The following is a 24,193-nucleotide window of genomic DNA, read 5'->3' on the forward strand; positions in this document are numbered from 1 at the left end:
GCAGAAGGAACGGACATGACACTCAAGATCGACCGCCGCGCCTATGCGGAAATGTTCGGCCCAACCACGGGCGACCGCGTCCGCCTGGCCGACACCGACCTCATCGTCGAAGTCGAACGCGACTTCACCATCTACGGCGAAGAAGTGAAATTCGGCGGCGGCAAGGTCATCCGCGACGGCATGGGCCAGAGCCAGCGCGAATCGAAAGACTGCGCCGACACCGTCATCACCAACGCGCTGATCATCGACCACTGGGGCATCGTCAAGGCCGACATCGGCCTGAAGCACGGCCGCATCTCGGCAATCGGCAAGGCGGGCAATCCGGACATCCAACCCGGCGTGACGATCGTCATCGGCCCCGGCACCGAGATCATCGCGGGCGAGGGCATGATCGTCACCGCCGGCGGCGTCGACTCGCACATCCACTTCATCTGCCCGCAGCAGATCGACGAGGCGCTGAACAGCGGCGTGACCACGATGATTGGTGGCGGCACCGGCCCCGCCACCGGCACCTACGCCACCACCTGCACGCCGGGCCCCTGGTATATGCAGCGCATGCTGCAGGCGGCTGATGCGTACCCAATGAACATCGGCTTCCTGGGCAAGGGCAACGGCAGCCTGCCCGGCGCGCTGCGCGAGCAGATCGACGCAGGCGCCATCGGCCTGAAGCTGCACGAAGACTGGGGCTCCACGCCCGCCGCCATCGATTGCTGCTTGAGTGTGGCCGACGACACCGACACGCAGGTCGCCATCCACACCGATACGTTGAACGAATCGGGCTTTGTTGAAGCCACCGTCGCCGCATTCAAAGGACGCACGATTCACACGTATCACACCGAGGGCGCGGGCGGCGGGCACGCGCCCGACATCATCCGCGTGTGCGGTGAATCCAACGTGCTGCCATCGTCCACCAACCCGACGCGGCCGTTCACCGTCAACACGCTGGACGAGCACCTCGACATGCTGATGGTGTGCCATCACCTCGATGCGTCCATTGCCGAAGACATCGCCTTTGCCGAGAGCCGCATCCGCCGCGAGACGATTGCGGCCGAAGACATCCTGCACGACCTGGGCGCGTTCTCGATGATCTCCAGCGATTCGCAAGCCATGGGCCGCGTCGGCGAAGTCGTGCTGCGCACGTGGCAGACCGCGCACAAGATGAAGGTGCAGCGCGGCAAGCTGGCCGGCGACCCGAACGACGCGCGCGGCGGGCATGACAACTTCCGCGTGAAGCGGTACGTGGCGAAGTACACGATCAACCCCGCGCTCACGCATGGCATTGCGCACGAAGTGGGCTCGGTTGAAGTCGGCAAGTGGGCTGACCTCGTATTGTGGAAGCCCGCGTTCTTTGGCGTGAAGCCGAGCCTGATCCTGAAGGGCGGGATGATTGCTTCTGCGGCGATGGGGGATGCGAATGCGTCGATCCCGACGCCGCAGCCTGTGCACTATCGGCCGATGTTTGGGTCGGCGGGCGGGGCGTTGGGGCGGACGTCGTTGACGTTTCTGTCGCAATCGGCTGCTGCGGCTGGCGTGGCGGAGCGATATGGGTTGGCCAAGACCACTGCAGTCGTTAAGGGCACGCGTAGTGTGAGCAAGGCGGACATGATTCATAACGACTGGCAGCCTGACATTACCGTTGATCCGGAGACGTATCAGGTGGTGGCGGATGGGACGGTGTTGACTTGTGAGCCGGCGGAGGTGTTGCCGATGGCGCAGAGGTATTTCTTGTTCTAGTTGGTGGGGTGGGTGGGATGGGCTTGGGTTTGTTGTTGTTGGTCCATCCCTGTTTCGTACCCTGCCGGGCACGACCTACTTTTCTTTGTCTTGCCAAAGAAAAGTAGGCAAAAGAAAGGCGCGCCCGAGATGGCGAAAGACTCCTTGGATTTGTGTCGCGGGGAGGGAAGGGAGGCAAACTCGCTGCGCTCAAACAGGCCTCCCTTCTTTTTCCTCCCCGCAACAAAAATCCAAGGCGCCATCAAGGGCGGGAACGTCAACGGCCACACCGGCGGGGAACTGAGGTGGGCGCCGGGGCTCGTTGAGTGCGAGCGATGGTTCCAGTCGTACAACGGAGTGGCGCACGGGCAGAAGATTGTGTGCTTTACCTGTGCCCTAGATGGCGCCTTGAATTTCTGTTGCAGAGAGGAAAAAGGAAGGGAAACTGTCTGAGCGCAGCGAGTTTTTCCCTTCCCCTCTCTGCGACATAAATTCAAGGAGTCTTTCGCCATCTCGGGCGCGCCTTTCTTTGCTTACTTTCTTTGGCAAGACAAAGAAAGTGAGTCGCCCCCGGCAGGGGGTGAAATAAGGATGCGCTGCCGCGCCGAGATCAAAACTCCACGCTTGGAGATCAGAACTCGGCGGTTGGAGTTCAGAACTCGACACTTGAAGTTCCGAACCCGATGCGTGGCGTCTCTGAACTCAACGCTCGGAGTTCAGAACGCGACGCTTGAGGTTCCGAACTCAACGTTTGACGTTCAGAACCCGACGTATGGCGTTCAGAACTCCACGCTTGAAGTTCCGAACCCGGTGCTTGCAGTTCAGAACTCGACGCCTGGAGTTCAGAACTTCGAGCTTCATAGTTGGATGACGAATCAGGTCGTAAAGATGCTTTCCATCAACAAACACCTCCCCGCACCGCATGGCCTGGCCTCCGTGCTGGTCAAGCGTGCACCCAAGCTAGTGCTGCCATTCCTGGAGCGCAGCCGCAGCCGCCTGCGCGCCACCCTCGACGATGGCCGTGAAGTGGCCGTGGTGCTGCCGCGCGGCACCGTCATGCGCGGCGGCGACGTGCTGGTCGCTGAAGACGGCACGCTGGTGGAAGTGCAGGCCGCGCCTGAGCGGGTACTGCGCGTGACCAGCGACAACCGTCTTGCGCTGATGCGCGCCGCCTACCACCTCGGCAATCGCCACACGCCCGTGCAGGTCAGTGCCGATGCACTGCAGCTCGAAGCCGATCCAGTGCTCGAAGACATGCTGGTCCGCCTGGGCGTGACCGTCGCGCATGTGGAAGCACCGTTCGAGCCGGAGGCGGGCGCCTATGGTGGCGGCCATCGTCACGGCCACGATGCGACGTTCGAAGAGGACTACGCGGCCGCGCAGGCGCTGTACCACGAACACCACGGGCAAGATCACGGTCACTCGCATGATCATGACCATGGGCACGCGCATAGCCACGATCACGCGCATGGGCACGACCACGGTCACGGTCACGACGACGGCCATGTCCACGGGCCCGGCTGCGGCCATCACCACCATCACCATGACTAACGCCGCGCAGCTCACTGCCTTGCTGCATCTCGCGTCGCCGGCGCTGCCGGTGGGCGCGTTCAGCTATTCGCAGGGCCTGGAGGCAGCGGTAGACGTGCGGCACGTGGTGGATGAAGCGTCGGCTGCGGCGTGGATTGCCGAAGGCCTCGACGTGCTGGCCGCCTGCGAGGCGCCGCTGTGGCTGCTGCAGTTTGCCGACTGGCAGGCAGGCCGCTTCGATGCCGTGGCCGAGCGCGATGCGTGGTTCCTTGCCACCCGCGAGACGCGCGAGCTGCGGCTCGAAACGTCTCAGATGGGCTGGTCGCTCAATCGCCTCATCCAGCAGATGGAGTGGGGCGATGGTGCACTGCGCAGTGCATTGGCTGCGCGTGCCTCGGTGACGTTTCCGACGGCCTTTGCCGCCGCCGCTGCTGCGCTGAATGTCGACCCGCGTGACGGTGTGACGGCGTACTGCTTTGCCTGGGTGGAAAACCAGATGGCGGCGGCAGTCAAGGCGGTGCCGCTCGGGCAGGCTGCGGGGCAGCGCATCCTTTTTGGCCTGCACGCTGCGGTGGCGCGTGCGGTGGAAGAGGCCACGCGCCGCGCGGCCTGTCATCCGCCTGAACTGTCTACGTTTTCGCCGGGGCTGGGCGTGCTGTCTGCCCGGCATGAAACGCAATACTCACGACTCTTTCGATCCTGAACCCGATCATCATGCGAACCAAGAAACTTCCTGCCCTGCGTGTTGGCGTGGGCGGCCCGGTGGGCTCCGGCAAGACCACGCTGCTCGAAATGCTCTGCAAGGCCATGCGCGAGCGTTACGACCTCGTGGCGATCACCAACGACATCTACACGAAGGAAGATCAGCGCCTGCTGACCATCTCCGGCGCGCTGCCTGCCGAACGCATCATGGGTGTCGAGACCGGCGGCTGCCCACACACGGCCATCCGCGAAGATGCGTCGATCAACCTCGAAGCGGTCGATCGCATGCTCTCCAGGTTTCCAGATGCGGATGTGGTCTTCATCGAGTCGGGCGGTGACAACCTCGCGGCGACGTTCAGCCCCGAGCTGTCGGACCTGACCATCTACGTGATCGATGTGGCGGGCGGCGAGAAGATTCCGCGCAAGGGCGGCCCCGGCATCACCAAGTCGGACCTGCTCATCATCAACAAGACGGACCTGGCGCCGTATGTCGGAGCGTCGCTGGAGGTGATGGAGAGCGACACGCGCAAGATGCGTGGCGACCGTCCGTTCGTGATGTGCAATCTGCGGGCGCAGGGTGGGTTGAATGAGGTGATCCGGTTTATTGAGAGGCAGGGGATGTTGGTGGGGGGCTAGCTTTTTGGGGCGGTGTGTTTCCTGCGGTGGGCGCTTGTGGTCCATCCCTGTTTCGTACCCTGCCGGGCACGACTTACTTTTCTTTGTCTTGCCAAAGAAAAGTAAGCAAAAGAAAGGCGCGCCCAAGATGGCGAAAGATTCCTTGAATTTATGTCGCAGAGAGGGGAAGGGAAAAACTCGCTTCGCTCAGACAGTTTCCCTTCCTTTTTCCTCCCTGCAACAGAAATTCAAGGCGCCATCTAGGGCAGGGAAAGGCCAAACTATCGATCGCCCGTGCAGCAGGAACCACCAATACAACGCGAAGCAAAGCAAGCAACAACAGCAAAAATAAGTGCCACCTAGTCCAGCACACCGACGGTGTGGCCTTTGACGTTCCCGCCCTAGATGGCGCCTTGGATTTTTGTAAGCGGGCGGAAAAAAGACGGGGAACTGTTTGAGCGCAGCGAGTTTTCCCCGTCTCCGCCCGGTTACGAAAATCCAAGGGGAAGTCGCCATCTCGGGCGCGCCTTTCTTTGCTTACTTTCTTTGGCAAGACAAAGAAAGTGAGTCGCCCCCGGCAGGGGGTGAAACACGGGATGCACCACAAGAGCCAGCCCCCGCAGGGGAACAAAACAAAAGCCCAACCCCAACCAACAAAAACAAAAAAGGCCGCCAAACAAGGCAGCCCTTCCAGCAAAGGAAAACGCCGAATCAACGCCGCTCGTACTGCGTCGCCCCAAACAAAATCTCCTTCGCCTTGTCGTCCTGCACAGCAGGCCGTTCCTTGGCCAGCACCTTCACCGCGCGCTGCACGGCCGGGCGTTCTTCAATGGCTTCGAACCAGCGCTGCAGCTTCGGGTAATCCGACAGCTCGATCCCCTGGTTCTGCCAGCTGCGTAGCCACGGCCACGTGGCGATATCGGCGATGGAGTACTCCGGACCGCCCAGGTACTTGGATTCGGACAGGCGCTTGTCGATCACGCCATACAGACGCTTGGCCTCGTTCGTATAGCGGTTGACCGCGTACTCGATTTTCTCAGGCGCGTAGATGCGGAAGTGGTGCGCCTGACCAAGCATCGGGCCGACGCCACCCATCTGGAACATCAGCCATTGCAGCACCTCGTATTTGCCGCGCACGTCGTCGGGCATGAACTTGCCCGTCTTGCCGGCGAGGTACAGCAGGATCGCGCCCGATTCGAACAGCGAAATCGGTTTGCCGTCCGGACCATCCTGATCGACGATGGCCGGGATCTTGTTGTTGGGGCTGATCTTGAGGAAGTCGGGCTTGAACTGGTCGCCGGCGCCGATGTTGATGGCGTGAACGCGGTAGGGCAGCCCGCATTCCTCCAGCATGATGTGCACCTTGTGCCCGTTGGGCGTGGCCCAGCTGTAGACGTCGATCATGACTTGCTTGCTCCTGAGCAGGAAAGAAGGAAGAGCCGGTCATTCAAGCACAGAACGCCAAAACGCGCTGACGGTGCGCGCGGGCAAAAAAAACCCCGCGTAACGCGGGGACAAGGAGTGAACGTTATGGCCAGCCTCAGGCGCCGCGCGTGACTGGCATGTCGGCCACATCGGCGAGCTTGTGCAGATGCTTGGCGAGTTCCAGCTTGGCGATGGCCGCGCGGTGCACTTCGTCCGGGCCATCAGCCAGGCGCAGCGTGCGTTGGTGTGCATAGGCCGACGCCAGCGGGAAATCACCCGACACGCCGCCGCCGCCGTGTGCCTGGATCGCCCAGTCGACGATCTGGCAGGCGATGTTCGGGGCTACGACCTTGATCATCGCGATCTCGGCCTTGGCGACCTTGTTGCCGACGGTGTCCATCATGTACGCGGCCTTGAGCGTGAGCAGACGGGCCTGTTCAATCATGCAGCGGGCTTCGGCAATGCGCTCGTGCCACACGCTGTGCTGTGCGATGGCCTTGCCGAACGCAACGCGCGACGACAGGCGCTTGCACATCAGTTCCAGCGCGCGCTCGGCCACGCCGATGCTGCGCATGCAGTGGTGGATGCGGCCCGGGCCCAGGCGACCCTGCGCGATCTCGAACCCGCGGCCTTCACCCAGGAGGATGTTGCCCACCGGCACGCGCACGTCCTTCAGGTCGACTTCCATGTGGCCGTGCGGCGCATCGTCGTAACCGAACACCGACAGCGGACGCATGACCGTGATGCCCGGTGCATTGGCCGGTACCACGATCATCGATTGCTGCTCGTGGCGGCCGGCATCGGGGTTGGTCTTGCCCATGACGATGTAAACAGCGCAGCGCGGGTCGCCGGCACCCGACGACCACCACTTGCGGCCGTTGATGACGTATTCGTCGCCCTGGCGCTCGATGCGGCATTCGATGTTGGTGGCGTCCGACGAGGCCACGGCCGGCTCGGTCATCAGGAAGGCCGAGCGGATCTCACCGCGCAGCAGCGGCTCCAGCCAGCGATCCTTCAGTTCTTCAGACGCGTAGCGCTCCAGCGTTTCCATGTTGCCGGTGTCGGGCGCGGAGCAGTTGAACACTTCCGGCGCCCAGGGCACGCGGCCCATGATCTCGCACAGCGGGGCGTATTCGAGGTTCGACAGGCCCTCGGGCGCGCGCGGCGAACGCGGCAGGAACAGGTTCCACAGCCCGGCCTTGCGTGCCAGCGGCTTGAGTTCTTCGATGACCTTGGTCGGAATCCAGGCATTCCCGGCGCGGCGGTTGGCTTCCACCTCTTCGTGAAAGCGGTGCTCGTTCGGGTAGATGTGCTGGTCAAAGAAGGCGAGCAGGCGTGCCTGCATGTCCTTGACCTTGGGCGTGTAATCGAAATTCATGGTGTCTCCTCAGGAAATCTCGAACGGGCAATCCATCAAGTCGGATCAGACGGCCCGGCGATGCGTCCGCCGAGCACTGCAAACACGGCACTCGCGCGGGCGACCAGCCGGTCAGCGCGATGAAACAGGGCTTGCGCAAAGGCCAGCTTGCTGCCGGTGCGCAACCCTTCCGGGGTGATTTCGATCCAGTCGCCTTCACCGGCCGAAGCGATGAAGTCGACCGTCAGGCTGGCGGTCGACATGGCGAGTACGCCCTCGCGACTGTCGCCGCTCGCAGGCTCGGCAAGGCAGTAGCCGAGCGCTGCATCCGCCAGTGACGCCACGACCCCGCCGTGCAGGATGCCTCGCCGGTTCAGGTGGTGGTGGCCAACGTGAAAGCCCATCACCATCGACGGCCCCATGCCACGCGCATAGACGGGCCCAAGCATGGTCAGGAAGGGGCTCGGCTTGACCAGCTGTTGAAAGCCGGCAGGTACGCGGAGGCGGGTGGCTGTGGTCATGGCGCGTGGCGCTACTCACATCGATGTCCGCAGGATAAGCGCTGGCATACAATAAGAGAAATGAATTTCGTGGATTGCAGTTCATCAATATCATGCATATATCCCGCGTCGACCTGAACCTGTTCGTCGTCTTTGATGCGATCTATACAGAGGGCGGCATCACCGCGGCGGCGCGCACGCTCAACCTGACGCAGCCGGCGGTCAGCCATGCGCTTGGACGGCTGCGCGAGCTGTTTGACGACGCGCTGTTCGAGCGCCGGGGCCAGGGCATGGTGCCGACGCCCCTGGCGCGCACGCTCGTCGCCGAGGTTCGCACCGCGTTGCAGGGCTTCGAGCGCACCTTGCGCGAAGGCACGCGCTTTGATCCGGCCACGAGCGAGCGCCGTTTCACGCTGTCGATGCGCGATGCGCTGGAAGCGACGCTGCTGCCGCCGTTGATGGCCGCCATTGCCAAGGAGGCTCCGCGCATCGACGTGACGACCGTACGCGGCGACCGGCGCCAGCTCGAAGCCGAATTGCTGGCCGGCACCATCGATGCGGCGGCGGATATTCTGCTGCCGGCGTCGCCCGCCATCCGCCATGCCCCGCTGCTGACCGATCCGATGGTGGTGCTGGCCCGCCCGGGCCACCCGATCGCGCACGAGCCGCTTACGCTCGAACGCTACCTGGCGTGCGAGCACGTGCACGTGTCGTCGCGGCGCCGAGGCGCTGGCCTGGAGGACGTGGAGCTGCGCCGGCTCGGCCATGAACGGCGTGTGCGATTACGCTGCCAGCACTATCCGGCAGCCTGCCGTGTGGTGAGCTGCACGGATCTGCTGGCCACCTTGCCGATCCGTTATGCCCGCATCGCCAACGAGCCGTACGGCAACGTCATGCTGCCGCTGCCGTTCAACGTGCCGCCGCTGGAGCTTTACCTGTACTGGCACACCAACAGCGACCAGGATGCCGCCAGTCGGTGGCTGCGCGATCACGTTTTTGCCGCAATGGCCGAGGTGGCCCTGGACGATGCGGTTGCCGCCTTTGCCGACGGAAACGGATAGCGTGCGCTGAATTCCGCAAAGCGTGCGGCAAGGAAATCCGCGCATGCCGTGAGCCGCGCCGGGCGATGTCGGCGGGCCAGGCTGACCAGCTGCAGCGGGGTGGGTGCATGGCTCCACGCCGGCAGTGTCACTTCCAGGCGCCCGGCGTAGACGTCCTGCGCGACGTCCAGCCAGGATTTGAACGCCAGCCCTCGGCCCGCGATGGCCCAGTCGCGGACGACCGCGCCATCGTCGCATTGGAAATCGCCGCGTACGTCGATCGGGGCGGGGCCGCTGGCGTGGGTGAGCTGCCAGCGCGTGACGGGCTCGCCGTTGCGCAGCAGGATCAGGCAACGGTGGTCTGCAAGGTCGCTCGGGTGCGCGGGCCTGCCGTGCTGCTTGAAATATGACGGCGCGCCCACGATCACACGCGGATGCGCTGCCAGCGGCCGCCGCAACAGCGCAGAGTCCTGCAGGTGGCCGTAGCGCAGCGCGAAATCCAGGTCTTCACGCATCAGGTCTGCCAGCCGGTCGCCGAGCACGAGTGTCACGCGCACGCCCGGATGCTGGTCGCAGAAGGCGTCCAGCCAGGGGCGCAGGATGTGCCGGCCGAGGTCCGACGTGGCGGCAATGCGGATCGGGCCGGACAGCTCGGTGCGATCCTGCCCCAGGCTTTCCGCGCCCTCATCCAACGCCTCCAGCGCCTGTCTTGCGTAGCCCAGATAACGCTGGCCGGCTTCGGTGGGCCGCATGCTGCGTGTGGTGCGGTCGAACAGCCGCGCGCCCAGTTCGGCTTCCACGCGCTTGAGCGCGGCGCTGGCCGTGGCGGGCAGCCAGCCGAGCTGGCGTGCCGCGGCGGAAAGGTTGCCGGCGTCTGCAATGCGCACCAGCAGGCGGAGGTCGTCGAGCGCAATCATTATCAAATTAAATTTGGAAAATCATCAAAGCATAGCCAGATTGTCTCGCTTTTGTTTGATGAAAGAATGGCCGCATCCGGGATACGGTTTTTTTCTTTCTTCTCAAAGGAGCATTGGCATGACGTCGAAGATCTTGCAGGACCAGTCGGTGGTGGTATTGGGCGGCACGGCGGGCATCGGCCAGGCGGTGGCGCAAGCGGCTGCGGTGGCGGGTGCGCGGGTGACGGTGCTGGGCAGGTCGGGTGCGGCCGATGGCGCCATTGCCGGGATTGCCGTCGACGCGAACGATACGGCGTCGCTGGTCCGTGCCATGTCGCAAGCCGCTGCCGGTGGTCAGATCGACCATCTTGTCATCACCATTGGCTCGCGCAAGAGCCCGCCACCCTTTGCATCTTTGCAGCGTGCCGATCTGGAGCAAGGTTTTGGCACCAAGCTCTTTGCGGCGCTGATGGCGGTACAGGCAGCGTTGCCGCACCTGGCGGCGCGCGCATCGATTACCCTCACGTCTGGGTTGCTCTCGCGCAAGCCAACGGCCACCGGGCTGCTGCGTGCGTCCATCAACGCTGCCGTGGAGGCGGCCGCCAGGAACCTGGCGAAGGAACTGGCGCCGCGCCGCGTCAACGTGGTGAGTCCTGGCGTGGTGGATACGGCGGTGTGGGGCGCACAGGGTGATCGCCAGGCCATGCTCGCCCGCATCGGCAGCGGCTTGCCCGTTGGCCGCGTGGGTACGCCCGACGACCTGGCACAAGGCTATCTGCTGGCCATGACCAACGGGTTCATGACCGGTGCCCTCATCGACATTGACGGAGGCGGTTTGCTATGACATCCGGCAGCGACTGGACATTCGATCACATCAACTTTCACGTGGCGGGCGATGCGCCCATCCGGAAGTTTTTCGCCGACGTGCTGGGCTGGAAGCCTGGACCTCGCCCGGCCTTTCCATTCTCAGGCACGTGGCTGTATCAGGGCGACGATGCGCTGGTGCACCTGGTGGACAAAGAGGGCGAAGCACCGGAAATGGTGTTCTCGCACATCGCCTTCCGCACCAAGCGGGATGCGGCGGAGGTGCTCGCCTCCGTGAAGGCGAGCGGGATGCCGCACCAGGTGCGCAAGCATCCTGGCCGGCCCGCTGCGCAGATCTTTGTCGAGTTGCCGGGTGGTGTGGTGGTGGAGCTGGAAGCGCCGCTGTCCGGTCCGTTGGAAGCGGCGCGCGAGTACGAGTGAGACCAGCGCTCAGGCGCCGGCCTTCTGCGCGTACTTCCAGCCCAGTTCAGCCATTGGGCGCGCGCGCTTGCCGGCTTCCAGCGCCTGCGCAGAGGAGGCCGTCCCGTCCACGACACGCTTCATGATCCCCTGCAGGATGCCGGCAATGCGGAACATGTTGTAGGCGAGGTAGAAGTTCCAGTCGCCCGTGATGCGGCGGCCGGTGCGTTCTTCGTATTGGCGGATGTACTCGGCTTCGGTCGGGATGCCCAGCGCTGCGAAGTCCAGCCCCGCCACGCCACGGAACTGGCCCGGCTCGATGTGCCAGCTCATGCAGTGGTAGCTGAAATCGGCCAGCGGATGGCCCAGCGTCGACAGTTCCCAATCGAGGATGGCCAGCACACGCGGTTCGGTGGGGTGGAAGATCAGGTTGTCGAGCCGGTAGTCGCCGTGAACGATGCTGGTGATCTCTTCGGCCTCCTGCGGCACATGCTTGGGCAGCCATGCGATCAAATTGTCCATCGCCGGGATGGATTCCGTTTCCGACAGCTTGTATTGCTTGCTCCAGCGCTCGATCTGGCGCGCGAAGTAGTTGCCGGGCTTGCCGTAGTCAGCCAGACCAATGGCGGCGTAATCGACGGTGTGCAGCGCAGAGATGACGCGGTTCATCTCGTCATAGATCGCGGTGCGCTCGGCCGGCTCCATGCCGGGCAGCGCCTGGTCCCACAGCACGCGGCCCTGCACGAATTCCATGATGTAGAAGGCGCGGCCGATCACGGCTTCGTCTTCACACAGCGCAACCATCTTGGCGACGGGCACATCGGTCTTGGCCAGTGCATCCATCACGCGGTATTCACGTTCGATGGCGTGGGCGGAGGGCAGCAGTTTCGCCTTCGGGCCCGGCTTGGCGCGCATCACATACGTGCGTGAAGGGGTGATCAGCTTGAAGGTCGGGTTCGACTGCCCCCCCTTGAACTGTTCAACGGTGAGCGGGCCAGCGAACCCTTGCACGTGATGGGCCATCCATGCCTCGAGCGCGCCGATGTCGAACTTCTGTTGTTCTGCGACGGGGCGCGTGCCTTCAAAGGCGGAAAAATCCTGCTGTGTCATGGCGTGTCTCCGAATCTTGTTCTGTCTCTGTATTGGGAAAGGGGTCAGGCTGCCGGCCGGCGGAAACGAAGGTATTGCTGCAGCAGGACCTCCATCGTCGTCAGGCGTGAGCCGAGGTGTACGGGGGAGGGTGGCGCGAAATTGCTCATGCGCAGCACCCAGTCGGCAGGGTCATCGCCGACATCCAGCACGTTGATGCAGCCGGCGGTCTGCGCGAGGTTGCCGAAGAACACACGCTGGCCTCCGGTAATGGCGTGCGACAGGATCGCGCGGTTGGTGCCACCGTGCAGCACCAGCAGCACCGTGTCCCAGTCGGGTTGCGTGCGCAGGTGGGTCAGCGCCGGGATCACGCGGTCGAGGAACTCGCCGATGCTTTCGCCGTTGAGAAAACGCCGGTCTTCCGGCACCGTGCCCGCGAATGCACCGATGAAGGCCTGCGCGACTTCGTGCTCAGGAATCTCTGCCAGTTTGCCGCCGCGGATCTCCTGCAGCTCCGGCCATTGCTCGAGCGTGACGCCGCGTTGCTGCATCGCGGGCATTTCGGCCAGAACGCGCTGCGCCGTCTCCACCGTGCGCGGCAGGCCGCTGACGATCACGCGATCGAAGACGATGTTCTCGTTCGCAAAGGCTTGGCCTGCGGCGCTGGCCTGCCTGCGGCCCTCTTCGTTGAGCGGCACGGTTTCGGGCAGGACCGGGCGGCCGGTTGCATCGAAGTACGTGACGGCGCCATGGCGCATCAGATAGACGCGCCGACGGTTCGGGGTCGGGAACGGAACCATGCTCAGCGGTATTGGGGTTTGCGCTTCTGCAGAAAGGCCGAAATGCCCTCGTTGCCATCGGCGTGGTGCAGGGCTTCGACAAAGCTGTGTTGCTCGGCCTTGAGATGCTCGTGCAGCGAGGCATCTTCTGCGTGCGCGATCAGGCCCTTGATGCGCCCTACGGCGTGCGGCGATTGCGCCGCGAGTCTTTCCGCCAGCGCGAGCGCGTGATCCAGCGCTTCGCCCGGCTTGACGACTTCATTGATGAGGCCGAAATGTGCAAGCCGCTCGGCGCCGACGGGTTTACCCAGCATGATGATTTCGCTGGCGAGCGGGCGCGGCAGGAAGCGCGCGATGTGCCACGAGCCGCCGCCGTCCGGCGTGAGCGCGACATTCACATACGCCATCACGAACTTCGCATCGGATGCGGCGACCACAAGGTCGCACGCCAGCAAGAGCGAGAAGCCAGCGCCCGCCGCTGGTCCTTCCACGGCCGCAATCACGGGCTTGGGAAACGTGCGGATGGTTTCGATCCAGTGGTTGAGCGCGTCGATGCCCTGTTCCTGCACGCTCCTGGGTTTGCTGCGGTTTTCCAGCAGGCGGTTCAGGTTGCCGCCGGCGCAGAAGGCCTTGTCGGCACCCGTGAAGATGACGGCGCGGATCTCGTTGTCGTTGGCGGCGCGGTCCAGTGCTTCCATCGACGCGGCGTACATCACCGGGTCCAGTGCATTGCGCGCGTCGGGGTTGGACAGCGTGAGCACCAGCGTCGAGCCGATGCGTTGGGAGAGCAGTTGCGCGGTCATGTCGGCCTCGTCAGGGTGGGTGGGGGCGATCAGGCGTCGGGTGTCAGCAGCGACATGCCAAGACGCGCACGGCGCAGCAGCCATGGGCTCGGGCGGTAACGTGGGTCACCGTAGAGCGCGTAGAGGTTCTGCAGCACTTCGAGAATCGCCATTGCGCCGAGCGTGTCGCCCAGCGCGAGCGGCCCCTGCGGATAGCCCAGGCCGAGCGTGACGGCCAGGTCGATGTCGTGTGGCGTGGCAATGCGCTGCTGTGCGATGTCGCAGGCGATGTTGACGATGCACGCGACGATGCGCTGCGCAACGAAGCCACCCGAATCGCGGATCACCGTCACGGGCACACCATCGGAGGCGAGCAGGCCGTGGGCAGCGTCGCGGTAGGTCGGGTCGGTGGCGGGCGTGGTCATCAGCGTGCGGCGCTTGGTGGCGGCAAACGGATAGAGCGTATCGAGCGCCACGGTGCGGCGCGCGTCGAGTCCCTCGGCGGCCACGCAAGCCGTCGCGTCGACGCCGCGCGGCGTGACGATGATGAGCGCATCGGCCGATGGCTTGGAGCCCGCTTCGGGCGTGACACCCAGACTGAGCAGCAGGCGCTGGGCTGCGGCATGACCGGCCTCATGAGCGCGGCTGATCCACACCGACGACGGGCGGGCTGCCGGCGCGGGCGCTGCGGCCGGGACCTGCTTCTGCCCATCGGGGTAGCGATAGAAGCCCTCGCCGGTCTTGCGGCCCAGGATGCCCCCGGCAAGGCGCACGGCTGTGATCTGCGAAGGCCGATAGCGTGGCTCGTCATAGAACTGGCGGTAGACCGATTCCATCACCGGATGCGACACGTCCAGGCCCGTCAGGTCCATCAGCTCGAACGGGCCCATGCGGAAGCCGGCTTGCTCTCGCATCACGGCATCGATGTCCGCAAATGCGGCGGCGCCTTCCTGCGCCACGCGCAGTCCCTCGGTGTTCATGCCGCGTCCGGCGTGGTTGACGATGAAGCCCGGCATGTCGATGCACCGCACGGCGGTGTGTCCCATGCGCTTGGCGAGCAGGGCCAGGGCGTCGCCGGTGGCCGGCGCGCTGCGCAGGCCGTCGATGACTTCGACGACTTTCATCAGCGGCACCGGATTGAAGAAGTGGAAGCCCGCCACGCGCTCGGGGTGCCTGCACGCCGCAGCGATGGCCGTGATCGACAGCGACGACGTATTCGACGCCAGGATCGCATCTTCACGCACGATGTCTTCAAGCTGGCGGAAGAGGTCGCGCTTGACCTCCAGTTTCTCGACGATGGCCTCGACGACAAGATCGCAGTCGGCGAGGTCGGCGAGGGTGTCGGCGGGAGACAGCCGCCCGATTGTGGCGTCGGCTTCATCCGCCGTGAGCTTGCCCTTGGCGGCCAGCTTGGTCAGCGTGTCTGCCAGTGCCGTGCGCGCCGCCTGCACCGCTTGCGCGTTGGCGTCGAACAGCCTGACGCGCAGGCCGGCCTGGGCCGCAATCTGTGCGATGCCGCGCCCCATGGCGCCGGTGCCCACAATCCCGATGGTCTGCATTTGAATTCCGCTGCGATCGAAAGAAGTCTGGCTAAAATAGCACGAGCGTGCGATTTTTGGCACCCGCACCGACCATAATGGGCGGTCACACCACCAAGGAGAGAGGCTTCATGCTGACGCTATACGGTTTTTCTGCGAGCAACTACTACAACAAGGTGAAGCTGGCGCTGATGGAGAAGGGCCTTCCGTTCGAGGAAGCGCTGCGCTGGCCCGACCAGACCGATGCTGACCTCTCCCCGCTGCACAAGGTCCCGTATCTGGCGTGCGAAGCGGGAGGGCTCTGCGAGTCGCAGGTGATTGTCGATTATCTGGAGGCCCGCTATCCGCAGCATCCGTTGATTCCGTCCGACCCGTTCGCGGCGGCGAAGGTGCGCGAAATCGTGACCTTCCTGGAGCTACACCTGGAACTGGTGGCGCGCCAGCTGTTCGCAGAAGCGTTCTTCGGCGGCAAGGTCAGCGACAACCTGAAGGTGAAGGTGCGCGAGCAACTCCAGAAGAACATTCCGGCCGCGGCAAAGCTGTTCAAGTTTGCGCCGTATGTGGCGGGCGACACGTTCACCATTGCGGACTGTGCGGCCATCGTGCACTTCCCGCTGGTGAGCTCGGCCACCAAGATCATCTACGGCGAAGACATGCTCGCGGCCATCGAGGGCATCAAGCCGTATCTGGCGAAAATGGCTGAAAACCCGAACGTGCAGAAGATCAACGCCGACCGCAAGGTCAACACGGAACAGATGCTCGCCTACTACGCCAGCAAGCGAGCCTGACGGGCGCCAGCCTTACAGCTTCGACAAACGCTCCAGCGCCAACTGGAGCGTTTCGTCTTTCTTGGCGAAGCAGAAACGCACCACGCCGGACTCGCGCGGCTGCGAATAGAACGCCGACACGGGGATGGCCGCCACGCCGATCTCGCTGTTGAGCCACTTGGCGAACTCGGCCTCGGGCAGGTCCGAGATGGCGGTGTAATCCACGCACTGGAAATACGTCCCCTGGCAGGGGAGCAGTTTGAAGCGCGTTTTCTCGAGACCGGCGCGGAACAGGTCGCGCTTGTGCTGGTAGAACGCGGGCAGGTCGAGGTACGGGCGCGGATCGGCCATATAGGCCGCCAGCCCGTGCTGCATTGGCGTGTTGACCGTGAACACGTTGAACTGGTGCACCTTGCGGAATTCCGCCGACAGCGCAGCGGGCGCAGCCACGTAGCCGACCTTCCAGCCCGTCACGTGATACGTCTTGCCAAAGCTCGAGACCACGAAGGCACGCCGCGCCAGCTCGGGAATGCGTGCCACCGAGGCGTGCGGCACGCCGTCGTACACCATGTGCTCGTAGACCTCGTCGGCGAGCAGCAGGACGTTGGTGGGCGCCAGAATGTCGGCGAGCTTCTGCATGTCGTCCGCATGCCAGACCGTGCCGGTCGGGTTATGCGGCGTGTTGAGCATGACCAGGCGCGTGCGCGGTGAAATGGCAGCCGCCAGCTTGTCGAAGGGGATACGGAAGTCCGGAGCTTCGAGCGTGATTGGAACCACCTTGCCACCTGCCAGCTCAATCGATGGGATGTAGCTGTCGTACGTCGGCTCGAACACGATCACTTCGTCGCCGGGATGCACGCAGCACAGCACGGCGGTCAGCAGTGCCTGCGTGGCGCCGGCGGTGATCGTGATCTCGCGATCGGCGTCGTAGCTGTGGCCGTAGAGGTTGGCGATCTTCGCTGCGATGGCGTGGCGCAGCGCCGGCACGCCCGCCATGGGCGGATATTGGTTCAGCCCGGCGCGCATGGCGTCCGACACCGCATCGACGATGCGCGGGTCGCAGTCGAAGTCAGGGAAGCCCTGGCCGAGGTTGACGGCCTGCTTCTCGGCGGCCAGCGCCGACATCACGGTAAAGATGGTGGTGCCGACATTCGGCAGCCGCGAGGGCGGCGGGGTCATGGGCGCAAGGGGTTCAGCAGCGCGGGTAGCAACGGTGGTCATGGCAAGGCGGCTTCGGGCTTGAGGTGGGCTTGGGCAGGTTCAATGGCTTCCAACCTGACGCGCGCGGCGAATTCTTTCGGCGGCAAGACGGCCACGTCGCAATACTTGGCCATGCGACGCTTGAGCTTGAGCACCGCCCTGTCCTTGGAGACGAGATACGCCACGCTGGCAGCGTCGGCCAGCGCGAGGAACTTCTGGTCGTCGCGGTCCTTGCAGCGGGGGACAAAGGGTTGGCCTTGCGCGCCGGCCGCCTCTTCGGGGTCGGCCACCGGCTGCGTGACACGGTCCACCCAGGCCAGCGCCGCCTGTGCATCGACTGCATAGCGCGCGAACTGCGGGTAGTCGAGCACACGGCGTAACTCTTCGCGGCAGGCGGGGCTGATGATGGCTTCCAGCCGGCCGGCTTCGAGCGCTGCCCGGATAGGGCGCGCCACAGCGTCATCGAAGATCAGGATGTCGACCCAGATGTTGGAGTCCAGCACCACGCGCGGCGGTGGCGGGCATGGGCTCGGGGCAAGGGCGGCAGCGTCTGCCATTCGATACAATTCCAGACTTGTGAACCGCGATTCTGACATGATCATCGTCCTCTCGCCGGCCAAGTCGCTCGACTACGACACGCCGCCGCGCATCAAGACCCACACGCTGCCCGATTTCATCGGGCGCTCCGCAGAACTCATCGACGTGCTCCGCAAGCTGTCACCGGCCCAGATCGGCACGCTGATGCACATTTCCGACCCGCTTGCCGTGCTGAATGCCACGCGCTACGCGGATTGGTCGCCCGAATTCACGGCCGAGAACAGCAAGCAGGCGGTCCTCGCGTTCGACGGCGATGTGTATGGCGGGCTCGACGCAAACGCGCTCTCCGCAGACGATCTGCACTTCGCGCAGAAGCACCTGCGCATTCTGTCCGGCCTGTACGGGGTCCTGCGCCCGCTCGACTGGATGCAGCCGTATCGGCTGGAGATGGGTACGCGCCTGGCCAATCCGCGCGGCAAGGATCTCTACGCGTTCTGGGGCGATGATGTGACGCTTGCGCTCAATACGCTCTTCAAGCAGGACGACGACCCCGTGCTCGTCAATCTCGCGTCGGAAGAGTATTTCAAGGTGGTGCGGCCCAAGGTGCTCAAGGCGCGTGTCGTCACGCCGGTGTTCGAAGACTGGAAGAGCGGCCAGTACAAGATCATTTCGTTCTATGCCAAGCGCGCGCGTGGGCTGATGGCGCGCTACGCGATCGAACACCGCATGACCGATCCGCGCAAGCTCCAGGCGTTCGATGTCGATGGCTATGCCTTTGTCGCCGACGATTCCGACGACGAGCGCTGGGTCTTCCGCCGCAAGCTTGCCTGACACGCCTTTGCTGTCCAACGTCTTCAGGGCCTGACATGACTGCCACCCAACCGTACATTTCCAGCACGTTCGACAGCGGCGCCATCGAGATCGTCGATGCCGCGCGCGCAGATGCCATCCGCCTGCGCATCCGCCGTGATTCGCATGCCGACTTCACGCAGTGGTTCCACTTCCGCCTGCAGGGCGTGCAGGGTCAGGCGTGCAGGCTGACCCTCGAGAACGCCAGCGAATGCACGTACGCCGCTGGCTGGAAGGATTACCGGGCCGTCGCGTCGTATGACCGGGAGCATTGGTTCCGCGTGCCGACGCGCTACGACGGCAAGGCGCTGACCATCGAACTGACCCCCGAGCACGACAGCGTCTGGTTCGCGTATTTCGAACCGTATCCGGATGAGCGGCACCTGTCGCTCGTTGCGGCCGCGCAAGCGTCGCCGGGCGTGCGGACCCAGCGTCTGGGCAGCACCGTGCAGGGGCGCGACATGACCAGCATCACCGTCGGCGAGCCCGGGCCTGGCAAGAAGCATGTCTGGATCATCGCGCGCCAGCATCCCGGCGAGACGATGGCCGAATGGTTTGTCGAAGGTCTGCTCGCGCGCCTGACGCGTCAGGGCGTGTGGAAGGGTGACCCGGTGGGACGCGTGCTCGCCGACCGCGCGGTGTTTCATATCGTGCCCAATATGAACCCGGACGGTTCGTCGCTCGGCAATCTACGCACGAATGCAGCGGGCGCCAACCTGAACCGGGAATGGATGGAGCCCGATGCGCAGCGCAGCCCAGAAGTCCTCTGCGTGCGTGGGGCGATCGAGCGAACCGGCGTCGACCTGTTCTTCGATATCCATGGTGATGAGGCCTTGCCCTATGTCTTCGTGGCCGGCAGCGAGATGTTGCCTGGCTTCACCGATGCGCAGCGCGCGGACCAGGACCGCTTTGTGGCCGCGTTCCTGCGCGCCTCACCGGATTTTCAGACGAAGTACGGCTACGAGGCGAGCAAGTACAACGAGGATGCGCTCAAGCTGGCCTCCAAGTACATCGGCCATACCTATGGGTGCCTGTCATTGACGCTGGAGATGCCGTTCAAGGACAACGCCGATTTGCCCGACGCGCGCGTGGGCTGGGACGGTGCGCGCAGTGCCGCCCTGGGCGCGGCGATGCTGCAAGCGATCCTGGAATACCTGGGCTGAGGGGGTACGGCGACCCCAAGACAACACGCGCCGCCAGAAACCCTGACGGCGCGTTTGCTTTTACTGGCTGGCCGTCGATTTCTTCTTTGTTGCCTTGTTGGTCGTCGACTTGGCGTTGGATTTGGATTTGCCGGTCGTGGCCGACTTGGCCTTTGCCGTGCCATTGCTCCTGGAAGCTTTGGCGGACTTGGCCGAGGCCTTGCCCCTGGCAGAGGTTTTGCCGTGCGCCGCAGTCGTCGTGCAGCGATGACCGCGTCGGCAGTGCGTACGGGCGGTTGTCGATGGTGCGGCGGACGGGCTGGCGAACGGTTGCCCGTTGGCGTCCAGCAACTCGTACGCGAGCATCATGCCTTCGTCATAGCCGCAGCGCACCTTTACCGGTTCCCATTGGTCGCCTGGCGTGCCGCGCTTGTGCACGGCGGCGATGAAGCTCACCACGCTCGAGACCTTGATTGCGCCTTGCTTGCTCGGTGAGAAACGCGTATCCCATGGTTCGACCTTGGCTTGCCCGTCGGACAATGCGCCGGTCGGCAGTCGGAACTGATCGAAACTCGTCGAGCGTGGAATGATCCAGCTCGCATGTGCGGCGCAATCGGCCACGTCGGGGCGAGCGTTTTCAGATTTGATCAGGCGGTCGCGGGTTTGTGCGCGGTACTCGGACAAGCTCATCTTGTCCTTGGGCGGCAGGTTGACCGTTGTGGTGCCGTCCGCGTCGGGCGCGCTGAACACGATGGGCGGGGTGGTCGGTCCGGGCGGGGTGGCCGGCGTGGACTGCACGGCCTGGGTGGCCGGCGCTGCGCCAGTCGAGGCGGTGGTCTGGTTCGACGTGTCGGTTGGTTGGGTCTGCAGATTGGAGCAGGCAGCCAGCAGCGCAACGACGCCGAGACAAAGAAGTTTGGGTCGCAACATCACGAGTGTTACAGGGTATCGGCGTGGGAAAACGCCATGATAGAGGAAAGCCGTAGGCGAAAGTTCCTGCGGCTTTCCCCAATGCAGCGCGTGCGGCGATCTTGCTGTCACCGCACGCCACGACGTTGCGGGCCGGTCATCACTGCTTGGTGAACAGGTGCGCGAGCGACCATTCGTCGGTACGCGCCTCGTAGCGGATGCCCTTGCGCATCGCCCATGTGGCGAGCTGGTGGTGCGACGGGATGATCGCGTAATCCTGCTGTGCAAAGCGTGCCGCAGCCTTGGCGGCCTGCTCGTGCGCTTGTTCGCTCGATACCGTGGACAGCGACGTCTGCACGAGCTTGTCCAGTTCCGGATTGCTGTAGCGGCCCCAGTTCCAGGTGCCGTAGCCGGTTTGCGCATTTGGCGTGCCGAGGATGCTGCGCAGCGCCACGTCCGCGGCCACGGAACCCCAGCCGAGCATCATGAACGAGAACTCGCCCTGGCGCGCACGCGAGAAATACGCCGCCACCGGCAGGGTTTCCACCTTGGTCTGGATGCCGATGCGCGTGAGCAACTGCGCCGTGGTCTGCGCCACCTGGGCATCATTCAGGTATCGGTTGTTGGTGGCATGCAGCGTCAGACCGAAGCCGTCCGGATAGCCCGCCTCGGCAAGCAGTTTCTTTGCGCGGGCAGGGTCATATCCGATCGGCTTCCCACCCGGGTGCCCGAAGATCTGGGGCGACACAATGCTCGATGCGACCACGCCCTGGCCCTCCAGCACGCGGCTCACGATGGCATCGCGGTTGATTGCCAGCGCTACGGCCTCGCGCACGCGACGGTCCTTGAACGGGTTCTTGGCAAGCGGCTTGCCTGCCTTGTCGGTAATGAACGGCGAGGCATCCCGGCTCTGGTCCATCTGCCAGAAGATCGTGCGCCACGACACCTGCTGCTCGAGATGGAACTTGGGGTTCTGCTTGATGCGCGGCACATCGGCGGCCGGGACCGCTTCCACCACATCCACGTCGCCCGAGAGCAGGGCGGCCGTGCGCGCCGCATTGTCGGTGATGATCTTGAAGGTCACCTTGTCCCACTGCGGCACGCGGCCCCAGTAATGGGGGTTCTTCTTCAGGACAATCTCTTGCCCGCGCGTGAAATGGTCGAACAGGAACGGGCCGGTGCCGATCATGGCGCGGCCCGCATCAAAGTCGGCCTGCGATGCGTTTGCCACCTTTTTCGGGATGATCGGCAGGCTGTTCAGGTCGTTCGGGATGCTCGCGTAGTTCGGGATCGACACCTTCAGCCGCACGGTGAGCGGATCGACGATCTGCACCTCGGTGATCGACTTGGTGTAGCTCGTGAACGGGCCCGGGCTGTTGGTCAGGCGCGCGGGGCGCTCGATGGAGGCCTTCACGTCTTCGCCGGTGAATGGCGTGCCGTCGCTCCATTTCACGTTCGGGCGCAGTTTGATTTCCCACGTGTGCGCATCGATGGCCTTCCACGATGTCGCCAGGCCTGGGATGTATCGGCCGTTCTTGTCGAGAAAGACCAGCGACTCGAAGATATGCAGCGCCATCGCATTGTTGGGACCGGCGTTGTTCCATTGCGGGTCCATCGATGTGACGTCGGCGGAGAGGCCAATGCGCAAGTCGTCGGCCTGTGCGGCTAGCGGCACTGCCGCGGTGCCTGCCAGTATGCACGCGGCAAGGTTGCGGATCAGGGCGCGCAGAAAAGGGCTGAAGGGGTGACTGGCCATCGGGAGCTCCTCGGGTTCGGGCGATGATGCCATGTGGCGAGAAAGCGCCATTGTGCCGCAGCCCGTCTCGACGTGTGGGGCACAAAGCGGCTATCGATAGAATCGACGCCGCAGCAATGAAAAAGCCACCCGAAGGTGGCTTGCGTCGCGGTACGGCACCTCAGTGGAACAGGGGCTGCTGTGTGGGTGCGTCTTCCGGCATTTCTGCGTGAACGATCTCGGCCGAGCGATCCGCATACAGCGGCGCGCCGCAGTCTTCACAGTACTCAGGCTCGAACAGCTGGCCGTGGCGGAAGATGTCTTCGATGCCGCAAGCGCGCAGTTCGTCGCAGATCTGCTCCAGCGGGCTGCCGGGCTCGCCCTCGGCGGCAACGTCCGTGGCGCCGCCATCGCGACCGTAGACCGGCCAGACGATGCCATAGATGAGGTCTTTCTCTCCGCGCACCGTGAAAGCGACGCGGTATTCCTCGATCTGCTCTTCGCCGAATGCGCCGATGATGGCCGCAAAGCGGTTGGCCGGCATGTCCAGGGCGCCTTGCAGATAGTTGACGGCTGCGCGCACCGTGAGCGGACGGATGCGCTTGTCGGATTCGCGGCAGGACAGGAAGAATGCGTCCGGCAGCAGCAGATCGAACTCGCAGCCGGGCATCAGCGTGGAGATCGTCGGCGTGACCTGCTCGCGCCATTGTTCGAGACACGCTGAACGCTCGGCATGGTGTTCCTTGGCGTCTTCCTGCCAGCGGAACAGCGGCTGGCCATGCTGGGCCACGACAATGGCCAGCAGGTAGCGCGGGTCGGCCAGGATGGGCGCGGTCTCGGGCATGTCGCGCAGGTCGACCTTGGCTGGCTGACCCGACAGCGCATACGCGGCCAGCTTGTGTGTCAGCGCGAAGGTATCGGAATGCGTGCGCGGAAGCTGATCGATGCTGTACAGATAAGGCGCCAGCGCCACGCGGGCATTGGACGCCATCACATGGGCCTGCAGGTGGACCTGCAGCGTCTGCGCAAGCTCGGGCTTGATGGTGCCCGACGGAATCATGTAGCGCGTGTGTGCGAGGACGGGCGCAGCAATCAGCAACGCGTCGTATTCGACGCCGCCCGAGCTGATCACTGCCGACTCGGCCAACGTCTCGGCCTGCTCTGCCAGCACGTCAGAGGCCTCTTCATTGTGCTTGAAGAGGTGCTCGAGTGCGGCGTCGAGCGCGGTCTGGCTGCCATTCTTGAGCAGCCGGGAGAGGCGTTCGGACAGCCTTTGTTCCCAGTAGACGTCTTCGATGCGGCTGCCGGACGCATCGAGCGCCAGGGCATCGGCGACGAGCCGTTCTGCATCGGGGGAAAGACGTTGGGGAGCCTTGGAGCGGAATCCTGCCATGCTGTGCCGTACCGGTCGATTGGAAAGAAGGGGCGTTATTTTACCCTTGGACGCAGCTGCCCGACGCTTTATCGGCGAAAGCCTAGGGTTTGACTGGGGGTGCCGATGCTTCGGTTGCGGTATCGCGCGTCGTGCGCGGTGCCGAGGTGGCAACAGGTTCCGATGCGGCCGGAATGCTGGCCGGGGCACTGGCAGTTGCTGCGGAAGCGGGTGCGTTGCCCGGCGGTGGTGCCAGGGCGGTTGCTCCGGGCGTCGCAGTCGATGCCGGTGCCCGCGTATCGGTTTGCGGCGCCTTGAACACGATATAGAACACGGCGGCCGCAACGACGAGTAGGGCGAGGACCACTTTGGACATGGGTGCGAAGCTCCTGCGGATGAATCGTCAGAGATGAACCGGACGGCTGCGCGGATCACGGAGAACTGCGCCGCGCGGTACTCGGCACACTCTACCAAAGCGCGCCTGCGGATTGG

Annotated in this window: 24 protein-coding genes; 10 read left to right on the plus strand and 14 right to left on the minus strand. The window is 64.2% G+C overall.

Annotated features, from left to right (window positions below; all coding sequences use genetic code 11):
• The first annotated feature begins 15 nt into the window (after nt 1–15).
• The 4 genes from ureC (at nt 16) to ureG (ending at nt 4,581) form a co-directional block, all read left to right on the plus strand.
• Nucleotides 16–1,734: an urease subunit alpha gene (ureC, locus tag R2N03_RS03555; protein WP_316655243.1), complete on the plus strand. Its 1,719-nt coding sequence runs from the start codon at nt 16–18 to the stop codon at nt 1,732–1,734.
• Between the two features lie 867 nt (nt 1,735–2,601).
• Entirely contained in the window at nt 2,602–3,264 is a 663-nt protein-coding gene (ureE, locus tag R2N03_RS03560; RefSeq protein WP_316655245.1) for an urease accessory protein UreE, read from the plus strand.
• Nucleotides 3,257–3,946 (plus strand): urease accessory protein UreF, encoded by a 690-nt coding sequence (locus R2N03_RS03565; RefSeq protein ID WP_316656561.1) that lies wholly within the window; start codon nt 3,257–3,259, stop codon nt 3,944–3,946. The genes ureE and R2N03_RS03565 overlap by 8 nt, the downstream gene beginning before the upstream one ends.
• Before the next feature lie 11 nt (nt 3,947–3,957).
• On the plus strand, nt 3,958–4,581 hold the full coding sequence (ureG, locus tag R2N03_RS03570) for an urease accessory protein UreG (protein ID WP_316655247.1): 624 nt from the start codon (nt 3,958–3,960) through the stop codon (nt 4,579–4,581).
• A gap of 690 nt (nt 4,582–5,271) precedes the next feature.
• Here ureG and R2N03_RS03575 read toward each other — a convergent pair.
• From R2N03_RS03575 to R2N03_RS03585, 3 genes are all read right to left on the minus strand, one after another.
• Nucleotides 5,272–5,964 carry a glutathione binding-like protein gene (locus R2N03_RS03575; RefSeq protein WP_316655249.1) on the minus strand — a complete coding sequence of 231 codons (693 nt, stop codon included), beginning with the start codon at nt 5,962–5,964 and terminating at the stop codon, nt 5,272–5,274.
• Between the two features lie 136 nt (nt 5,965–6,100).
• A complete protein-coding gene (locus R2N03_RS03580) occupies nt 6,101–7,363 on the minus strand; it encodes an acyl-CoA dehydrogenase family protein (RefSeq protein WP_316655251.1) in 1,263 nt (420 codons plus the stop codon).
• 35 nt (nt 7,364–7,398) lie between these two features.
• On the minus strand, nt 7,399–7,863 hold the full coding sequence (locus R2N03_RS03585) for a PaaI family thioesterase (RefSeq protein WP_316655253.1): 465 nt from the start codon (nt 7,861–7,863) through the stop codon (nt 7,399–7,401).
• Between the two features lie 92 nt (nt 7,864–7,955).
• Here R2N03_RS03585 and R2N03_RS03590 point away from each other — a divergent pair, with 92 nt between their 5' ends.
• Complete coding sequence (locus tag R2N03_RS03590) at nt 7,956–8,903, plus strand: LysR family transcriptional regulator (protein ID WP_316655255.1); 948 nt, start codon at nt 7,956–7,958, stop codon at nt 8,901–8,903.
• On the opposite strand, the gene R2N03_RS03595 is transcribed toward R2N03_RS03590, so the two are convergent.
• Nucleotides 8,831–9,799, minus strand: a complete 969-nt coding sequence (locus tag R2N03_RS03595; protein ID WP_316655257.1) for a LysR family transcriptional regulator — start codon at nt 9,797–9,799, stop codon at nt 8,831–8,833. The genes R2N03_RS03590 and R2N03_RS03595 overlap by 73 nt on opposite strands.
• Before the next feature lie 118 nt (nt 9,800–9,917).
• Here R2N03_RS03595 and R2N03_RS03600 point away from each other — a divergent pair, with 118 nt between their 5' ends.
• Together R2N03_RS03600 and R2N03_RS03605 are read left to right on the plus strand one after the other, a co-directional pair.
• On the plus strand, nt 9,918–10,622 hold the full coding sequence (locus R2N03_RS03600; protein WP_316655259.1) for an SDR family oxidoreductase: 705 nt from the start codon (nt 9,918–9,920) through the stop codon (nt 10,620–10,622).
• Nucleotides 10,619–11,023 carry a VOC family protein gene (locus tag R2N03_RS03605; protein WP_316655261.1) on the plus strand — a complete coding sequence of 135 codons (405 nt, stop codon included), beginning with the start codon at nt 10,619–10,621 and terminating at the stop codon, nt 11,021–11,023. Before R2N03_RS03600 ends, R2N03_RS03605 begins: the two co-directional genes overlap by 4 nt.
• Nucleotides 11,024–11,032: 9 nt before the next feature.
• Here R2N03_RS03605 and R2N03_RS03610 read toward each other — a convergent pair whose 3' ends face one another.
• From R2N03_RS03610 to R2N03_RS03625, 4 genes are read right to left on the minus strand one after another with little or no spacing between them, the layout of a single operon-like run.
• Complete coding sequence (locus R2N03_RS03610) at nt 11,033–12,112, minus strand: phosphotransferase (RefSeq protein ID WP_316655263.1); 1,080 nt, start codon at nt 12,110–12,112, stop codon at nt 11,033–11,035.
• 44 nt (nt 12,113–12,156) lie between these two features.
• Nucleotides 12,157–12,891, minus strand: coding sequence for a histidine phosphatase family protein (locus R2N03_RS03615; protein ID WP_316655265.1), 735 nt, complete (start codon nt 12,889–12,891; stop codon nt 12,157–12,159).
• Between the two features lie 2 nt (nt 12,892–12,893).
• Nucleotides 12,894–13,673 carry an oxepin-CoA hydrolase, alternative type gene (locus R2N03_RS03620; protein WP_316655267.1) on the minus strand — a complete coding sequence of 260 codons (780 nt, stop codon included), beginning with the start codon at nt 13,671–13,673 and terminating at the stop codon, nt 12,894–12,896.
• Nucleotides 13,674–13,702: 29 nt separating this feature from the next.
• Complete coding sequence (locus R2N03_RS03625) at nt 13,703–15,265, minus strand: 3-hydroxyacyl-CoA dehydrogenase (RefSeq protein ID WP_316656562.1); 1,563 nt, start codon at nt 15,263–15,265, stop codon at nt 13,703–13,705.
• Between the two features lie 56 nt (nt 15,266–15,321).
• Between R2N03_RS03625 and R2N03_RS03630 the strand changes: the two genes are divergently transcribed.
• Entirely contained in the window at nt 15,322–15,978 is a 657-nt protein-coding gene (locus tag R2N03_RS03630) for a glutathione S-transferase (protein WP_316655269.1), read from the plus strand.
• A gap of 12 nt (nt 15,979–15,990) precedes the next feature.
• On the opposite strand, the gene R2N03_RS03635 is transcribed toward R2N03_RS03630, so the two are convergent.
• Nucleotides 15,991–17,178, minus strand: coding sequence for a pyridoxal phosphate-dependent aminotransferase (locus tag R2N03_RS03635; RefSeq protein WP_316655271.1), 1,188 nt, complete (start codon nt 17,176–17,178; stop codon nt 15,991–15,993).
• Nucleotides 17,175–17,714: a putative toxin-antitoxin system toxin component, PIN family gene (locus R2N03_RS03640; protein ID WP_316655273.1), complete on the minus strand. Its 540-nt coding sequence runs from the start codon at nt 17,712–17,714 to the stop codon at nt 17,175–17,177. The genes R2N03_RS03635 and R2N03_RS03640 overlap by 4 nt, the downstream gene beginning before the upstream one ends.
• A gap of 37 nt (nt 17,715–17,751) precedes the next feature.
• On the opposite strand from R2N03_RS03640, the gene yaaA reads away from it, so the two are divergent.
• Both yaaA and R2N03_RS03650 read left to right on the plus strand, forming a co-directional pair.
• The gene (gene yaaA, locus R2N03_RS03645) at nt 17,752–18,525 is read left to right on the plus strand and encodes a peroxide stress protein YaaA (RefSeq protein WP_316655275.1); all 774 of its coding nucleotides are present in this window, start codon (nt 17,752–17,754) and stop codon (nt 18,523–18,525) included.
• A gap of 35 nt (nt 18,526–18,560) precedes the next feature.
• Complete coding sequence (locus R2N03_RS03650) at nt 18,561–19,706, plus strand: M14 family metallopeptidase (protein ID WP_316655277.1); 1,146 nt, start codon at nt 18,561–18,563, stop codon at nt 19,704–19,706.
• A 60-nt stretch (nt 19,707–19,766) separates the two neighbouring features.
• Here R2N03_RS03650 and R2N03_RS03655 read toward each other — a convergent pair whose 3' ends face one another.
• From R2N03_RS03655 to R2N03_RS03670, 4 genes are all read right to left on the minus strand, one after another.
• A complete protein-coding gene (locus R2N03_RS03655) occupies nt 19,767–20,615 on the minus strand; it encodes a BspC domain-containing protein (RefSeq protein WP_316655279.1) in 849 nt (282 codons plus the stop codon).
• A gap of 139 nt (nt 20,616–20,754) precedes the next feature.
• On the minus strand, nt 20,755–22,350 hold the full coding sequence (locus R2N03_RS03660) for an ABC transporter substrate-binding protein (protein WP_316655280.1): 1,596 nt from the start codon (nt 22,348–22,350) through the stop codon (nt 20,755–20,757).
• A gap of 160 nt (nt 22,351–22,510) precedes the next feature.
• Entirely contained in the window at nt 22,511–23,722 is a 1,212-nt protein-coding gene (locus tag R2N03_RS03665; protein WP_316655282.1) for a DUF2863 family protein, read from the minus strand.
• 82 nt (nt 23,723–23,804) lie between these two features.
• A complete protein-coding gene (locus R2N03_RS03670) occupies nt 23,805–24,077 on the minus strand; it encodes a hypothetical protein (RefSeq protein ID WP_316655284.1) in 273 nt (90 codons plus the stop codon).
• Nucleotides 24,078–24,193: the final 116 nt, after the last annotated feature.

The organism is Ralstonia condita (genome assembly GCF_958405655.1).
Lineage (GTDB): Bacteria > Pseudomonadota > Gammaproteobacteria > Burkholderiales > Burkholderiaceae > Ralstonia > Ralstonia condita.

Coding starts and splice junctions, on each gene's coding strand:
- R2N03_RS03635 (WP_316655271.1), bottom strand. CDS start 17,178: ATGACCACCGTTGCTACCCGCGCTGCTGAACCCCTTGCGCCCATGACC.
- R2N03_RS03605 (WP_316655261.1), top strand. CDS start 10,619: ATGACATCCGGCAGCGACTGGACATTCGATCACATCAACTTTCACGTG.
- R2N03_RS03585 (WP_316655253.1), bottom strand. CDS start 7,863: ATGACCACAGCCACCCGCCTCCGCGTACCTGCCGGCTTTCAACAGCTG.
- ureG (WP_316655247.1), top strand. CDS start 3,958: ATGCGAACCAAGAAACTTCCTGCCCTGCGTGTTGGCGTGGGCGGCCCG.
- R2N03_RS03620 (WP_316655267.1), bottom strand. CDS start 13,673: ATGACCGCGCAACTGCTCTCCCAACGCATCGGCTCGACGCTGGTGCTC.
- R2N03_RS03580 (WP_316655251.1), bottom strand. CDS start 7,363: ATGAATTTCGATTACACGCCCAAGGTCAAGGACATGCAGGCACGCCTG.
- R2N03_RS03575 (WP_316655249.1), bottom strand. CDS start 5,964: ATGATCGACGTCTACAGCTGGGCCACGCCCAACGGGCACAAGGTGCAC.
- R2N03_RS03600 (WP_316655259.1), top strand. CDS start 9,918: ATGACGTCGAAGATCTTGCAGGACCAGTCGGTGGTGGTATTGGGCGGC.
- R2N03_RS03655 (WP_316655279.1), bottom strand. CDS start 20,615: ATGTTGCGACCCAAACTTCTTTGTCTCGGCGTCGTTGCGCTGCTGGCT.
- ureE (WP_316655245.1), top strand. CDS start 2,602: ATGCTTTCCATCAACAAACACCTCCCCGCACCGCATGGCCTGGCCTCC.
- R2N03_RS03640 (WP_316655273.1), bottom strand. CDS start 17,714: ATGGCAGACGCTGCCGCCCTTGCCCCGAGCCCATGCCCGCCACCGCCG.
- R2N03_RS03650 (WP_316655277.1), top strand. CDS start 18,561: ATGACTGCCACCCAACCGTACATTTCCAGCACGTTCGACAGCGGCGCC.
- R2N03_RS03670 (WP_316655284.1), bottom strand. CDS start 24,077: ATGTCCAAAGTGGTCCTCGCCCTACTCGTCGTTGCGGCCGCCGTGTTC.
- ureC (WP_316655243.1), top strand. CDS start 16: ATGACACTCAAGATCGACCGCCGCGCCTATGCGGAAATGTTCGGCCCA.
- R2N03_RS03615 (WP_316655265.1), bottom strand. CDS start 12,891: ATGGTTCCGTTCCCGACCCCGAACCGTCGGCGCGTCTATCTGATGCGC.
- yaaA (WP_316655275.1), top strand. CDS start 17,752: ATGATCATCGTCCTCTCGCCGGCCAAGTCGCTCGACTACGACACGCCG.
- R2N03_RS03630 (WP_316655269.1), top strand. CDS start 15,322: ATGCTGACGCTATACGGTTTTTCTGCGAGCAACTACTACAACAAGGTG.
- R2N03_RS03660 (WP_316655280.1), bottom strand. CDS start 22,350: ATGGCCAGTCACCCCTTCAGCCCTTTTCTGCGCGCCCTGATCCGCAAC.
- R2N03_RS03665 (WP_316655282.1), bottom strand. CDS start 23,722: ATGGCAGGATTCCGCTCCAAGGCTCCCCAACGTCTTTCCCCCGATGCA.
- R2N03_RS03595 (WP_316655257.1), bottom strand. CDS start 9,799: ATGATTGCGCTCGACGACCTCCGCCTGCTGGTGCGCATTGCAGACGCC.
- R2N03_RS03610 (WP_316655263.1), bottom strand. CDS start 12,112: ATGACACAGCAGGATTTTTCCGCCTTTGAAGGCACGCGCCCCGTCGCA.
- R2N03_RS03590 (WP_316655255.1), top strand. CDS start 7,956: ATGCATATATCCCGCGTCGACCTGAACCTGTTCGTCGTCTTTGATGCG.
- R2N03_RS03565 (WP_316656561.1), top strand. CDS start 3,257: ATGACTAACGCCGCGCAGCTCACTGCCTTGCTGCATCTCGCGTCGCCG.